Here is a 13,436-nt window from a genome sequence, read left to right as displayed (position 1 = left end):
CAAACATAAAATTTCACGAATACAAGAATAAGGCAAGTTTTAATTGTAAATTGAAGGATAGATGTGCCCCCACTGAGTCGCATAATTGCATTTAATGCCGCGTTATTGTTGGGGGTATCTTCTGGTGTTCTTGGCGCTTCCACGACTGATCTTGCAAAAGCGCTGGATCCGGATGTGGCGACGCCGCAAAACGCTTGGCGCAGCGACATGGATTTGAACCGCTGGTCCGCCGCTGGATTTCACAATGACCTTAAGCGACAGATCGAAGCGCTGAGCGCTGCGCATGGATCGCGCAACGAAGATATACTGCTGAACATAGCCGAGCTTTATATCACGCATATGCTGCTCTATGAGGCATCTTCGGTGCTGGCTGGTATCACCCCGGTGGGAAAAGATGCCATCCGGCGCCATCGGACCTTAATGGATGCTGTGCGATTGCTCGAAGGGGAGCCGCCGCCCGAAGGCGCGCCAGACTACGAGACTTCTCCGCTTGCGCTTCCCGGACGGCCCGACCGCGCGTTCTGGGCCAGTTTGAATGCTATTGCGACGTCAGATATTTTGTCCTTGTCGCTTAACATAGAGCCAAGCTTTGCGGGTCTCAGCCGTCAACCAGCGGCAGTTATTCGCGCGACACTTCCTGTACTTCTGGAGGCGGCAATCGAACTGGATCGCCGTCAGTACGTGGACGCAGCGCTGCGATTGTTGGATGAACAGCAAGATTCGTCAGCGGCAACGGCGGGCACTTTTCTGCATGCCCGTGCCGCTGAAAAACGCGGTAACGACACGACGGCGCTAAAGGGCTATCTCGATGCGGCCAGCGGTTGGGACCACTACGCTGTGCGGGCGCGCCTTGCCATTGCCGATATGTCGCTGCGAAACGGAAGCCGAGGTGCGCTGTTGGCGGCTCAGAATGCACTGTCTAATGGTTCAGAGGCGTGGCGCGGCGGACAATACGAGCTTGAGGTTTTGCGCAGGCTGGGGCGTGTTTATCATGCGCTGGATAACGACGCCGAGCATGTTTTGACTTTGGGGAAGCTGTTGCTGCGTTTTCCCTATCGGGCCGAAACCGCTTCTATTGAGGAGGAGGCGCAGGGGTTGCTCAAGGCGGTGTATGATAAAGGCGGAGAGGGGCAGTATCCCTTGTCGGCTTGGATGGCTCTGCACCTCAAGTTACTGCCGTACTTTAGATATCTCGATGGGTTTACCGACCAGATAGAAACCTTTGGCGATTATATGCTGACCTTGGGTGCAACAGACCTCGCAGCCAAGGAGTTTCGACGCGCTGCCCGGATTTTGCAGGAAAAACAGGAAGAGAAGGACAGCTCTTTTAACCAAAATATCTTCAGGCTGCATTTGAAGCTGGCTCAAACGCAGTTGCGTGCGGGTTCTTACGCTGATGCCCGATTGACCCTTGATCTGATGGATGTCGACGATGCAGGCGCGCTAGAAGAGGAATACCGGATTGTGATGGCCGGCGTTTTGGCCCAGCTGGGGGACAGGCCCGCCTTGATGGAGACCAAAGTCAAAGCCCCGAGCAGCGATTACCTTCGGAACCTTGGGCTGGCGTTTTCCGAAGAGCAGCGTTGGACGCAAGCGGCGGATGTGCTGCTGCGCTTGTGGAACAAATACCCCGAAGAATTTTATTTGCAGGACGCGACACGGCTGTTGATTGCGGCCTACCGTTCAGACGATGTGGAAACGTTGGATTTGGTCACACGTGCCTACCCAAGCCTTACGTCATCCAACTACCTGATATCATTGGCGAAAAGCATAAGTGAAGAGCGTGACAACATTCTACCCCTGCGTGCTGACCGGGCAGCAGAAAGCCTCGCTCGTTTAGAGCAGGCATTCGAAAGCATTGCTAAATCCGGGATATCGCCATGAAAAGATAGACTATTTCTTGCGCGGCAAGTATAGTCACAACAACAAATGGTATTTCTTTAACCTTCCTTAAACTAAACTTCTTACATGTTTACTTAAGCAAGAATATGAAAAGCAAAAATGGGGTAAGATCATGAGTATCTCTAGTGCGCTTCAAACCGGTGTCAGTGGGTTGCGCGCCAACTCAAAGGCTGTGGGCAGCATTTCTGAAAACATCGCAAATTCGAACACCGTCGGGTATCGCCGTGGTTTTGCGCAGATGGTGACCACTACTGCTTCCGGCGGGAGCGCCGAAGGGGTGCTTTCGGTCGAGGCTGTAAAGCAAGTTGATATTGCGACCGCGGGCGGCCTGATCTCGACCAATTCATCGACTGACCTGGCAATCGGTGGTAACGGATTCTTTGCTGTTTCGTTGAACCCCAATGAAAAAGTTCAAACCAACTATATGCTAACGCGGGCCGGTTCGTTTCTTCCCGATGAGCAGGGGAACCTGAAGAACGCTGCGGGCTATTTCCTTTCTGGATATCCTTACGGCTTGGACGGATCGATCGGGTCCGTTGACCGCAGTTCCTTTAAGCAGATGGAAACGGTCAACGTCGGAAACGTCAATCTTTCCGCCGGGGTGACCACTTCTATCAAGTCTTTTGGCAACTTGCCTTCGCAGGATACCGGTCTGGCGACGCCGGGTGCGCCATTTGTCACGACGTCAGAGCTGTTCTCCGCCCTGGGGGAGAGTCAGCGGCTCAGTTTTTCGTGGGCGCCAACAACAGTCGCGAATACGTGGGATTTGTCGATCGCTGACCAAAACGGCGACCCCTTGGGTGGTGTCACAATGGAATTCAGCAACTCCGGCCCCGCTGCCGGTTCGCCATTGAATTATTCGAATGTGACCTCCACGGCGACCGCGCCTGCCGCGTTTTCCGTAGACGGTACCACCGGAGTGGCCACGGTTACGCTGAACAACGGGGCCGTGCCGCAAGAGATCAATATCACCCTTGGCAGACCCGGGGCATTCGACGGTGTTAGCCAATTCGCAGGTGACTTCAGCCTTTCATTTGACCGTGACGGATCGAGCGTTGGCCAACTGATACGTAGCGAGATTTCGGAAGACGGCACCTTGTTTGGGATCTTTGATAACGGTATGCGCCGTGCCCTATACGATATTCCCGTAGCCGTGGTGGCCAACCCTAATGGGCTAGTCGAAGTGAAAGGCAATGCTTATCGTCTTTCCGGTGAAACCGGCTCTTTCTCTGCGCTACAGGCCAATTCTTCTACCGTTGGTTCCATTAATGCCGGCGCGTTAGAGGCGTCGAACGTCGACATCGCACAAGAGATGACTGATCTGATCAAAGCACAGCGCGCTTTCTCGACCAATGCCAAAGTGATCACCACGGTAGATGATATGATGGACGAAACAACGCGGCTGAAGCGATAGGCTTGGTCGGTCTGGAGTAAGATATGAGCCTGACGGGCGCGCTTAATTCAGCAGCATTGGGTTTGCAGACGACGCAAGGGTTGTCGCGGATTGCCGCCGACAACGTATCAAACGCTATGACGCCGGGCTATGTTCGGCGTCAAGGCGTGCTTGTCACACCGGGTGCTGGCCAGGGCGGCGCGATTATCAGCGAAATCCGCCGCGAAGTTGATGTCACCTTGCAGCGGATGTCGCGCCTAGAGAACAGCAAAATGGCACAGTATCAGTCCATCCAAGAAGGGCTGACAGGTTATACGGCCTATCTGGGGCAACCTGGTGATGGCACGTCTCCGGCGGATAAGTTCAACACATTCCAAAACAGTCTAACAACCTTGTCGAACCTTCCTTCTTCGAACGGGGCGCAGGCAGCGACTGTGTTGGCGGCCGAAGATTTGGCGCGGTCGGTGCGAGGAGCCGCTGTCACGCTTGGTTCTACGCTGAACGATGTGAATATGGAAATTCGCTATGAAGTGGCTGATTTAAACCAAGCGTTATACCAACTACGAGATTTGAGCAGCAGTCGACGCGAATTTGCCGCGGGGTCACTGGAAAGCGCCAAATTCGACGAGAAGATGGATACGGTTCTGGATCAGATATCAGGTATCGTCGACACACGTGTGACGACTTCGGCAAGCGGGTCGATCAGTATCTACACCTTAAGCGGTGCGGCCTTGCTCGAGGGTAATCAGGTGCATGACGTCACCTTTAACCCCAGCGACGGGACATTGATGGCCGGAACCCAGGATATCACGCCCTTCAAAGAGGGCGTTCGCGGCTTGCGGTATGGAAGTCTTACCGGATTGTCGCAGCTCAAACGTGATATAATCCCGCGGTTTGAACAACAGTTGGATGAATACGCACGAGGGATTGTCCAGTCCTTTGAAAACGCCGACGCCAGCCTCGCCGCCGGCGAACCGGGGCTGTTTACCGATAACGGGTCAGCTTTTTCAGCGGCGAATAGTGTGGGGTTGGCTGGGCGTTTGCAGGTGAACGATAAGCTTTTGGCCACCGGCGCACTGGAAGTCTGGCGGGTGCGTGACGGTCTGGGCGCTTCAACGCAAGGCCCTGCATCGGAAGCCGGCCAGATCAATGCCTTTATCGCCGCGTTGGACAAACCTTTGTCTTCCGCTTCGGGTACGGGAATTCCGACAGATGTCACCATTCGGGATTTCGCAGCGGAAATGATCACCAGCCAGGCTTTGGAGCGTGTAAAATCTGAAAATGACTTTAACGCCGCAAGTTCCGCCGCCGAAGTCGTGATGTCGGCAAGACGGAATTCCGAAGGGGTCAACATAGATGATGAGATGCAGCAGCTGATTTTAATCGAACAAAGCTATGCTGCGAATTCCAGAATTCTGAGCACCGTGTCTGATATGATTGACACGTTGATCGCAGCCGTGTGAGGCTCTAACGATGGTTTTGGGTATAAGATCTTTTTCGACGTTTCAGATGAACCTGTTCAATAGGCAGAGCGTCCAGCGAGCGACCTCTGATCTTCAACGGGCCGGGCAGGAGGTATCCACCGGACTTAAGGCAAACATTTACGAGAGCCTCGGTCCGAGCGCCGCATCGGTGACGAAATTGCGTGGTCGCGAAGATGCAACGCAGACCTTTATCACATCCAATGGCCTCTTGGCGAACAAGCTATCGACGATGCTGGCGTCCGTGGACAATGCCCGCGAAGAGGTGCAGTCGGTGCTGGAAACAGCGGTATTAAACGCATCTCGTCCGATCAATGGGGCAGAGGTTCTTCAAATGCAGGCTCGCGCGGCACTGGAAGGCGTGGTTGCTGCGATGAACGTGACGTTTAACGGCGATAGTGTTTTTGCCGGAATAGATTCCAAAAAGCCTGCCCTGACGCGGTGGACCGATACGAGTGCTGTGACCGGTCGCACACCTGAAGGGGTGCTCCAGGAAATAGTCGGGACGGGGCCGACGGATGCCGCCAGTGCTACGCAGATCGCGGATAAAATAGACCAGATATTTCTGTCCCAGGACAGCACCGACCCAAGTCGGAACTTCGAAGGCACATTCTACCAAGGATCGCCTAACATTGACGCGGACGGGCAGCCGACCAAGCAGATACGGGCCTGGGTGAACACCGGGCAAGAGGTCGTGTATGGGAACCGAGCCAACGAAGAAGCTTTCCGCGCAGCCTATCAAGGGCTTGCGATGTTGGCTTCTACAGATGTCCGCGAACTGGACGAGGCCGCATATTCTACTTGGATGGGCAGGATCGTGGACACTTTGGGCGTCGCCCAAAAGGGAATGCTAGATGCGTCCGCTAGGATCGGGTTCAATCAACAAATTGTCGAGAAAGCGCAAATTCAGCTTACGGACATTTCGTTGGTTCAGCGCACGCAAATATCAAATTATGAAAGCGTTGACCCCTACGAGGCGATCACGCGGATGAACAATCTGGAAACGCAATTGCAGGCGAGCTACCAAGTCACGTCGCGGCTCTCCAGCTTGTCTATCCTTAACTTCTTGCGTTGATTACACGACCTCGGTGGGCAGTTCAGGTGAGCTGAGTTTGTAGCCGCGCCCGTGCACGGTTTCGATATACTGCCAACCGCTGTCTGAAGCTGACGCCAGCTTTTTGCGCAGCTTACAGATGTACACGTCGATCACTTTGTCAAAGGGTTGGTCGATGCTGGTACCATAAATCGCGTCGTATATGGCGTCTTTCGATATCACCTTGTTGGAATTCAAGGCGAGGTGTTGAAAAACCGAATATTCCCGCTTTGATAACTTGATACGACTACCGGAAACGACTGGATCACGACCGTCGAAATAAGCTGTAAGTTCACCGACGATCACGCTTTCCGCGGCGTGGCCGTAATGGCGGCGAATGATGGAATTGGTCCGCGACAAAACCTCGGTGCCGCGGATCGGGCTGACAATCACGTCATCTGCGCCCAGGTTCAACAGGTCCGATGTATCTTTCGCGTTTCGGAAGTCCCGCAAGACGATAACCGGATTGACGCACCCGGCGGATCGCAACGTGCGAATGTGCCCTCGTATGTCGCTGCATTCTCCCAAAAGAATGGCATTCGTCTGCTGGCCGGGGTGAAGCAGGGGGCCTAGTCCGGTCTGGAAAAAGTCTTCGGTGATAAATTGCAGGTCGATCCCCGCGCTCCGCAGTTCCGAAGCAAGGCCGACACATCGTTCCTGCCGCTGTTCAAAAATATACATTCGCATATGCTTTGCCTCAAAACCTTATTATTCCTATCGGTATCAAGTATATTTGACCAGAGCAACAATTAATACCTGTTTTTACTTGTATTCTAGCGTGTATTAGCCGATTATATCAAGGATAGATGAACTGTTCTTGATAGTGGGAGACCTGTCGATGGTTGCTTGCCGGCGCGCCGCCCTGGCAATACGTAGCGCTCTGGCATTCGCAGTGCTGGCGCTGTTGGTCGCGACCCCTGTCGCGGCGGAGGTGCGGATAAAAGATATTGCGCATTTCGAGGGTGTTCGTGAAAACCATCTGATCGGATATGGCTTGGTTGTCGGCCTCTTGGGGACAGGGGACAAGTTGACGTCAAGCCCGTTCACGCGCGAGTCCATACGGGGGATGCTTGAGCGGTTGGGGGTTGCAAATCTGGATGGCCAGGCGCTCAAGACCAAGAACACTGCGGCGGTCATGGTCACAGCCAAATTGCCCCCGTTTGCGCGGCGCGGATCCCCGATAGATATCACGGTCTCGTCTTTGGGGGACGCAACCAGTCTTAGGGGCGGAACACTTTTGATCACACCTTTGACCGGCGCCGACGGTGAGGTGTACGCGGTTGGGCAGGGGCCGGTTGCCGCATCCGGTTACCGTGTGGATGGCAATGCGGCCAGTGTTGTTGATGGTGTGCCGACGATCGCTCGGATTGAAAACGGCGCTATCGTCGAGCGTGAAATTGAATTCAGCCTCTTTCAACTGGATAGCATTCGAATTGCTTTGAATACTCCTGATTTTACCACTGCTGATCGTGTTCGCGAAGCGATTGCAAAGCATCTCGGTTCTAGTCAGGTCGAGGTGCTTGATTCCGGAACGATCGAAGTATGGGTCGGCGATAAGCGTGACGCGCCAGAAACCATCATGGCAGTTGAAAACCTTTTGGTCACGCCCGACACCGTGGCCCGCGTTGTCATTGACGAAAAGTCGGGGACCATCGTCATGGGGGCTGACGTGCGAATTGCACAGGTTGCGATCAGCCAAGGCGGCCTGACTGTCCGGGTAAGAGAGAACTATAACGTCAGCCAGCCTTATCCTGTAAGCGTGGGGGGAGGCACCGCCGTGGTCTCGGGGGCACCGATTTCTATTGGTGGCACGACCGTCGTCGTGCCGGAGACGGAAATTGATATACAGGAGACTGATGGCAGCTTCACGATTTTGAAGGGGGATGTCAGTCTTCAAGAGCTCGTCGATGGGTTGAATGCTATCGGTGTTGGGGCGCGCCAAACAATTGCCATTTTGCAGGCAATCAAAGCCGCCGGTGCGCTGCATGCCGATCTGGAGATTATCTAATGGTAAGTGACTTTCAACTGCCGCGCCCGATTTCCGGGTATCAGCCACCGGATCGGGCAGCAGAGACTGGCAAGGAATTCGAAAAAGTGTTCCTCACCCAGTTTGTCGACGAGATGATAAAGACGGCTGGCCCGGCCGTATTTGGCGGCGAGGACCAAGCCGATATGTGGCGGTCCTTTATGTCAGAAGCGGTGGCAAGTCAGTTGGTAGAACAGGGGGGCTTGGGCTTTTCCGGGAGTGTTTCGCAGATGCTCGGCGCTTATGGCCAAGCTCAAAAAGACACCATTGTGAGTGAAGAATAATGGAGCGTAAAACCTTTCGTTTTAGCCAGCGCGCGAACGCTTCCTCGTCCGGGAGCCCCGATCAACTGGCCCTTACGTCAGAGGATGAAGATAACCTGCGCGGCTATGTTGATAAAATTCAGGAAACCATCGAGGTTTTGGAGAGAGAAATCCAAGCGATCAAAAGCGGTGATCTGGCGATTGTGAGCACTGTATTTGATGAAAAGGCGCGCCTTTTGAAGTGGCTGGAGCTACAGACGCCGCTTGTTGAGCCGTTTATCAACCAGCCAATCGCCCAGAAGTTGGAGATCAAACACCACCTTTCCCGGCTCAAGAACTATGTCGAAGAAGACAGTTCGATGTTATCCCGCATGGCCGTCGCGGCTCGAACGATACTGAGAGAAGTGGAAAAAATAAGTAATCGTAATGAGTTAGATGGAAATTACGGAAAACTGGGCCAAAAAATGTCTGGCCAGAGCGGTAACAATATGAGGGTCGATCAAAAGTATTGAGGCGACACGTCTGCCAGTTTTTCTATTTTTGTTAACCATTCGTTAACCTGATGGGTTAGGTATGTTCAGTTAGCTCTAAGCTAATATCAGTCAGAAGACTGGAACAACACGAGAAGCAAGGAGAACATTAAATGTCGTCCATTCTCACCAATAGCTCCGCAATGAATGCCCTGGCCACGCTACGTGAAGTAAATCGTGGGCTCACCGATACTCAAAGCCGCGTTTCCAGCGGTTTGAAGGTCGCTTCGGGCAAGGACAACGCCGCATACTTCGCCATCTCCGAGACGATGAAGGGTGATAGCGGTATGTTCAAAGCCATCAACGAAGGCATGACTGCTACAAAGAACTCTGTCGCGACCGCACGTCTGGGTGCCGAAACGGTTACCGGACTGGCGCAGCAAATGGTTGAACGTATCGCCTTTGCCCAAAGTGACGGTGTGAACAAGCAAGACGTTCAGAACGAACTGGTTGCCTTGGCGAAAAACATGCAGTCCGCGATTGATCAGGCGACGTTCAACGGCGACAACCTGGTTGATGGGGTTAAGGCTCTTGCTGGCCCAGTAAGCGTTGTGAACGGTGTGAGCCGCGATGCAGCAGGCGCATTTGCTGTGACTACGTTTTCCTTCACGGCCGTAGATCTGCAAACCATCCAAACCAACCTTGCTGCAATTGATGTGACAAGCACCACTACCACTATGGATGCTAAGCTTATTGCGGCTGAAGGCGAACTTGGAAACGCCATCACTGCTTCGACATCGTTGGGCATTACTGAAAACACCCTTGATGGCCAGATGCAGTTCATCGACAGCCTGACAAACACGCTGGATTCCGGTGTGAGTTCAATGGTTGATGCAGACATGGAGGAAGAAGCAGCACGTCTTCAGGCTCTTCAGGTTCAGCAGCAGCTTGCCACACAGTCTTTGTCGATCGCAAACCAGGCACCTCAGAACATCCTGAGCTTGTTCCGTTAATCCGGTTCGATCTTATTATGACAACACTTTTCCCGCCAGTTGGCGGGGAAGGTACCCGAGAACTGCGCTGAAATATGGATAGCTAGGCGATAAAGGCCGATCTACTGGCCCGGAATCGCGCTATGGACGATATCTGAACGTTCGCGTTCCTCAAAGAACGCTCGAAGCGGATCGTCCATCCCGGCCTCAAGTATCATCCTGTAGGTTTCTGCAAATCCTTCGGCGGCGGGTGTCTTGTCGCCGCGTCCCTGAGACAGAAACGGGCTTGCGGTTTTGAAGAATTTTATGGCTTCGTCGGTTTCGGGGTCAGAACCGGCTTTGTAAGCTCCCAGCCTGATAAGGTCTTCCATGTCGGCATACCGACCTAGAGCCTTGCGCGCGGCTTTCGTAATCTCGTACTCTTCCGGTGAATGACAACCAGGCAGCATTCTTGACAATGATCGCTGCAAATCTATCGCCGGGAACCGTCCCTGTTCCGCGATTTTTCGATCCAGTACCAGATGGCCATCGACAATGCCGCGTACTGCGTCGGCGATGGGTTCATTCATGTCATCGCCATCAACCAAAACAGTGTAGAGCCCGGTAATATCGCCCTCACTTTCGGTGCCTGGACCTGCCCGCTCCAGAAGATGGGGTAGTTCGCTAAAGACTGACGGGGGGTATCCGCGAAGGGTAGGGGGTTCGCCCCGGGCTAGCCCGATCTCACGCTGAGCCATCGCAAAGCGAGTGACGCTATCAAGCAACAGCAATACCTGTTTGCCGGTAGACTTGAAGTATTCCGCGACGGCTGTCGTCGTCAGAGCGGCGCGCTTGCGCAGCAGCGGCGCCTCGTCCCCTGTTGAGACCACGACGACGGCGCGGGCCATGCCGGCAGGCCCAAGATCTTCCTGAATAAACTGTTGCACCTCGCGACCGCGCTCTCCGATCAGGCCGATCACGATCACATCTGCGTCGGTATTCTGCGCCAGCATCGCCATCATGGTCGACTTCCCGACACCAGACCCTGCAAAGACGCCCATCCGCTGACCCCGGCATATCGGGGTGAATATGTCGATGCACTTAATCTGGGTTTCAAGTTTCGCCCCGACCTTCCTGCGATCAAACGCGCCCGGAGGGTCCGACCGGAATCTCGTTTTGCGCCGCGGTCTGCGAGCCCGGTTGTATCGGGTCAGCGGGCGGCCAAGCGCATCGACGACCGTGCCAATCCAGGTTTCATCCGGGAAAACCATGTCGTCATGTTCGATTAGTGTTACTTCATTTCCAACCGACACGCCTTCCCACGTACCAAAAGGCAGAACACATAATTCATTGCCTTGGGCACCGACAACTTCGCCATCTATGTGCCCTGCCGAGGTGTGAACCCGGCATAGGCTTCCGATCCGCGCGAGTGCTTCCAGTCCGCCAACGGTCAATGTCATGCCGGTGATCGACCGCACTGTGCCGGAAATGCTCGAGCTTGAGCATGAATAGATAGCATTTTGTAAGTTTGAGAAGGTATAATCCAAAATATACTCTTTCGAGTGCGCGCTATTCTTGCTATATATCAAGAATAAATTATGAGTCTAGCATGAATACAGAATCAACATCTTTGTTCGATCTTGCCCCCAAGCGCCTGCAATGGCTTGCGACGCGGCAAGCTGTGGTTTCCGAAAATATCGCTAACGCTGACGTGTTGGGATACCGCGCGAAAGACGTGCAAAGCTTTGCCAGCTATCTCGGTGATGCAGACAGGGCGAGCGGCCTTCAGGATGCAGAAGTGGTTCAGGCCGACGTGTTGGCGAGCCCGAACATGAGCGGCAACAACATCAATCTCGAAGAGCAGATGATGGAGGCCAACAGTACGGCAGGCCAGTTCAAGGTGGCTGCCAACCTGTACCGCAAAGCGTATCAAATGATGTATACGGTTGCTGGCCGACGCTAGTTTAGGGGGATTACGGCGTGGATTCACTTTCCAAAATATCGGCCACTGCCGCCAGTGGTATGCGGGCGCAAGGTGACCGTCTTAGGGTTGTTTCGGAAAACCTCGCGAACTCCAGTTCCACATCGCAAGTGGCGGGGGGCGATCCGTATCGGCGGAAAACAATATCTTTCGAAAGCGTTATGGACCCAAAGACCGGCGCAGCGATTGTTCAAGCTGCAACCGTTGATCGCGACCAGACCGATTTCACCCTGCGCTATGATCCTTCGCATCCGGCCGCCGATGAGAATGGTTACATCAAGATGCCCAACGTCAACCCTCTTATCGAGATGAGCAACATGCGCGAGGCCGCCCGAAGCTATGAAGCCAATCTGGCCATGTTGGACAAGGCCCGCGACATGCGCCAGCAACTTGTCGAACTTTTGAAGTAAGGAGCGTACATGACTGATTTTTCCGCTGTCCGTTCATCCTATGTGCAGGCCGCATATGCCAAGACGGTCAAGGGTGAGGCGCGTACCGATGCGGGTGCCGCGGCCACTGCACCTAAAGATTTCTCGTCCATGGTTGGGCAGGCTGCTGCTAACGCCGTAGAGTCCGTTCGCGAAGGCGACAGTATGGCCATCAAGGGTCTGACCGGGCAGGCCAGCTTGCAGCAGGTCGTACAGGCAACGATGGAGATGGAGCAAACTGTTCAGGTGTCCGTCGCCTTGCGCGATAAATTGGTTGAGGCGTATCAGGATATTATACGTATGCCTGTCTAACAGGCCACGCGATCGTGCCCTACTTGATCGGAGGTCCTTTGTGGATTCTGTCGCCGTCTATGAAGTTATACGACAGACATTGATCGTAACCTTGCTGTCCTCGGCACCGGTCCTGGTGGTGGCGCTTGGCGTAGGGCTTTCCATCGCATTTTTTCAGGCACTGACACAAATCCAGGAAATGACGCTGACGTTCGTGCCCAAGATCGTCGCTATCTTTATCACCGTGGCGCTCAGCACGCCGTTTATATTCTCTACGCTGCTCACGTTGTCCGACCGCATTTTCGATCTCATTTCCAACGGTGGATTTTAGAGTGCGGGTCATTTTAGCAGGACTTGCGGTTGTAACGATGGTGCTGACCATGCCCGCGGCAGCGGTGGCAGAAAAGCAAAGTTGGGTCGAATTCTATAAATCTTCGCCATCACGGGCTGACGTCGAGGTCGCGCAGGCCATTCCCAACCCCGCCCAAGTTTGCATCAGCGAAATCCTAGCGGCCGAACAGCGCTATGGTATTCCTGATAATCTCCTTCTAGCGATTGGTATTCAGGAAGCGGGTCGCCAGATGAACGGGCGGTTGGTGGTGTGGCCCTGGACGGCTAATACCAATGGCAAAGGAACATTCTTTGGCAGCAAGCTCGCATTGGAAGCCTATGTGCGCGATATGCAGGCGCAAGGTATCCGGTCGACCGATGTGGGGTGCATGCAAGTCAACCAGCGCTGGCATTCAGATCAGTTCGCTTCTTTGGAGGCCGCGACAACCCCGGCTGACAACGTTGACTATGCGGCGCGGTTCTTGTTGCAACTCTACACAGAGACGCGTGATTGGTGGAAGGCGGCAGGGCGATATCATTCATCCAATGAGACCTATAGTGCCGTCTATCTCAGAAAGCTGAGCCAAAATCAGCGCATCGCCCAAACGCAATTGGCCGTACTATCCGCGCAAAACAGCGGCGTGATCGCTGCTGTACAACAGGTGGACGCCCCGAAAGAGCCGGTGCGATTTGGATGGAGCGCCGATCTGAGCAATGCTAATTCAGGTAAAGCCGGTAACGGTTTTTCTATATACTCCTCCCGATCGCTAGAGCCTATCTTGCCCATTTACGCCGAGGTCAACTGAT

At 54.0% G+C, this 13,436-nt stretch carries 15 protein-coding genes; 13 read left to right on the top strand and 2 right to left on the bottom strand.

What is annotated here, in order from left to right:
- Positions 1-63 precede the first annotated feature (63 nt).
- From AC13DE_RS11645 to AC13DE_RS11630, 4 genes are all read left to right on the top strand, one after another.
- Entirely contained in the window at positions 64-1,884 is a 1,821-nt protein-coding gene (locus tag AC13DE_RS11645; protein ID WP_483047925.1) for a tetratricopeptide repeat protein, read from the top strand.
- Between the two features lie 130 nt (positions 1,885-2,014).
- Positions 2,015-3,316: a flagellar hook protein FlgE gene (locus tag AC13DE_RS11640; protein WP_446313091.1), complete on the top strand. Its 1,302-nt coding sequence runs from the start codon at positions 2,015-2,017 to the stop codon at positions 3,314-3,316.
- 23 nt (positions 3,317-3,339) lie between these two features.
- Positions 3,340-4,758, top strand: a complete 1,419-nt coding sequence (gene flgK, locus AC13DE_RS11635) for a flagellar hook-associated protein FlgK (RefSeq protein WP_483047924.1) — start codon at positions 3,340-3,342, stop codon at positions 4,756-4,758.
- Positions 4,759-4,768: 10 nt separating this feature from the next.
- Positions 4,769-5,851, top strand: a complete 1,083-nt coding sequence (locus AC13DE_RS11630) for a flagellin (protein WP_483047923.1) — start codon at positions 4,769-4,771, stop codon at positions 5,849-5,851.
- Here AC13DE_RS11630 and AC13DE_RS11625 read toward each other — a convergent pair whose 3' ends face one another.
- Entirely contained in the window at positions 5,852-6,550 is a 699-nt protein-coding gene (locus tag AC13DE_RS11625) for a response regulator transcription factor (protein WP_483047922.1), read from the bottom strand.
- Between the two features lie 157 nt (positions 6,551-6,707).
- Here AC13DE_RS11625 and AC13DE_RS11620 point away from each other — a divergent pair, with 157 nt between their 5' ends.
- The 4 genes from AC13DE_RS11620 to AC13DE_RS11605 all read left to right on the top strand — a co-directional run bounded on the left by AC13DE_RS11620 (position 6,708) and on the right by AC13DE_RS11605 (position 9,641).
- On the top strand, positions 6,708-7,877 hold the full coding sequence (locus tag AC13DE_RS11620; RefSeq protein WP_446312707.1) for a flagellar basal body P-ring protein FlgI: 1,170 nt from the start codon (positions 6,708-6,710) through the stop codon (positions 7,875-7,877).
- Positions 7,877-8,179 carry a hypothetical protein gene (locus tag AC13DE_RS11615; protein WP_483047921.1) on the top strand — a complete coding sequence of 101 codons (303 nt, stop codon included), beginning with the start codon at positions 7,877-7,879 and terminating at the stop codon, positions 8,177-8,179. The genes AC13DE_RS11620 and AC13DE_RS11615 overlap by 1 nt, the downstream gene beginning before the upstream one ends.
- Positions 8,179-8,670, top strand: coding sequence for a flagellar biosynthesis protein FlgI (locus tag AC13DE_RS11610; protein WP_483047920.1), 492 nt, complete (start codon positions 8,179-8,181; stop codon positions 8,668-8,670). Before AC13DE_RS11615 ends, AC13DE_RS11610 begins: the two co-directional genes overlap by 1 nt.
- 131 nt (positions 8,671-8,801) lie before the next feature.
- The gene (locus tag AC13DE_RS11605; protein ID WP_446295156.1) at positions 8,802-9,641 is read left to right on the top strand and encodes a flagellin N-terminal helical domain-containing protein; all 840 of its coding nucleotides are present in this window, start codon (positions 8,802-8,804) and stop codon (positions 9,639-9,641) included.
- A gap of 101 nt (positions 9,642-9,742) precedes the next feature.
- Here AC13DE_RS11605 and AC13DE_RS11600 read toward each other — a convergent pair whose 3' ends face one another.
- On the bottom strand, positions 9,743-11,146 hold the full coding sequence (locus AC13DE_RS11600; protein WP_483047919.1) for a FliI/YscN family ATPase: 1,404 nt from the start codon (positions 11,144-11,146) through the stop codon (positions 9,743-9,745).
- A 62-nt stretch (positions 11,147-11,208) separates the two neighbouring features.
- Here AC13DE_RS11600 and AC13DE_RS11595 point away from each other — a divergent pair, with 62 nt between their 5' ends.
- Genes AC13DE_RS11595 through AC13DE_RS11575 form a run of 5 tightly spaced genes read left to right on the top strand, consistent with a single transcriptional unit; the run spans position 11,209 to position 13,435 of the window.
- Positions 11,209-11,562 carry a flagellar basal body protein gene (locus AC13DE_RS11595; RefSeq protein WP_483047918.1) on the top strand — a complete coding sequence of 118 codons (354 nt, stop codon included), beginning with the start codon at positions 11,209-11,211 and terminating at the stop codon, positions 11,560-11,562.
- Positions 11,563-11,579: 17 nt separating this feature from the next.
- Positions 11,580-11,990: a flagellar basal body rod protein FlgC gene (gene flgC, locus AC13DE_RS11590; RefSeq protein WP_446295153.1), complete on the top strand. Its 411-nt coding sequence runs from the start codon at positions 11,580-11,582 to the stop codon at positions 11,988-11,990.
- Positions 11,991-11,999: 9 nt separating this feature from the next.
- Positions 12,000-12,320 (top strand): flagellar hook-basal body complex protein FliE, encoded by a 321-nt coding sequence (fliE, locus tag AC13DE_RS11585; protein ID WP_446312713.1) that lies wholly within the window; start codon positions 12,000-12,002, stop codon positions 12,318-12,320.
- A gap of 40 nt (positions 12,321-12,360) precedes the next feature.
- Positions 12,361-12,630: a flagellar biosynthesis protein FliQ gene (fliQ, locus tag AC13DE_RS11580; protein WP_446295151.1), complete on the top strand. Its 270-nt coding sequence runs from the start codon at positions 12,361-12,363 to the stop codon at positions 12,628-12,630.
- A gap of 1 nt (position 12,631) precedes the next feature.
- The gene (locus tag AC13DE_RS11575; RefSeq protein ID WP_483047917.1) at positions 12,632-13,435 is read left to right on the top strand and encodes a transglycosylase SLT domain-containing protein; all 804 of its coding nucleotides are present in this window, start codon (positions 12,632-12,634) and stop codon (positions 13,433-13,435) included.
- The last annotated feature ends 1 nt before the right edge of the window (position 13,436 follow it).

The organism is Sulfitobacter sp. L-8 (genome assembly GCF_056859255.1).
The sequence above is the reverse complement of the archived record's forward strand: the minus strand, read 5'-3'. Positions and strand labels throughout refer to the sequence as shown.

Bases quoted from the DNA above. Each gene is read 5' to 3' on its own strand.
- AC13DE_RS11640 (WP_446313091.1), top strand. From the start codon at position 2,015: ATGAGTATCTCTAGTGCGCTTCAAACCGGTGTCAGTGGGTTGCGCGCC.
- flgK (WP_483047924.1), top strand. From the start codon at position 3,340: ATGAGCCTGACGGGCGCGCTTAATTCAGCAGCATTGGGTTTGCAGACG.
- AC13DE_RS11630 (WP_483047923.1), top strand. From the start codon at position 4,769: ATGGTTTTGGGTATAAGATCTTTTTCGACGTTTCAGATGAACCTGTTC.
- AC13DE_RS11625 (WP_483047922.1), bottom strand. From the start codon at position 6,550: ATGTATATTTTTGAACAGCGGCAGGAACGATGTGTCGGCCTTGCTTCG.
- AC13DE_RS11620 (WP_446312707.1), top strand. From the start codon at position 6,708: ATGGTTGCTTGCCGGCGCGCCGCCCTGGCAATACGTAGCGCTCTGGCA.
- AC13DE_RS11615 (WP_483047921.1), top strand. From the start codon at position 7,877: ATGGTAAGTGACTTTCAACTGCCGCGCCCGATTTCCGGGTATCAGCCA.
- AC13DE_RS11610 (WP_483047920.1), top strand. From the start codon at position 8,179: ATGGAGCGTAAAACCTTTCGTTTTAGCCAGCGCGCGAACGCTTCCTCG.
- AC13DE_RS11605 (WP_446295156.1), top strand. From the start codon at position 8,802: ATGTCGTCCATTCTCACCAATAGCTCCGCAATGAATGCCCTGGCCACG.
- AC13DE_RS11595 (WP_483047918.1), top strand. From the start codon at position 11,209: ATGAATACAGAATCAACATCTTTGTTCGATCTTGCCCCCAAGCGCCTG.
- fliE (WP_446312713.1), top strand. From the start codon at position 12,000: ATGACTGATTTTTCCGCTGTCCGTTCATCCTATGTGCAGGCCGCATAT.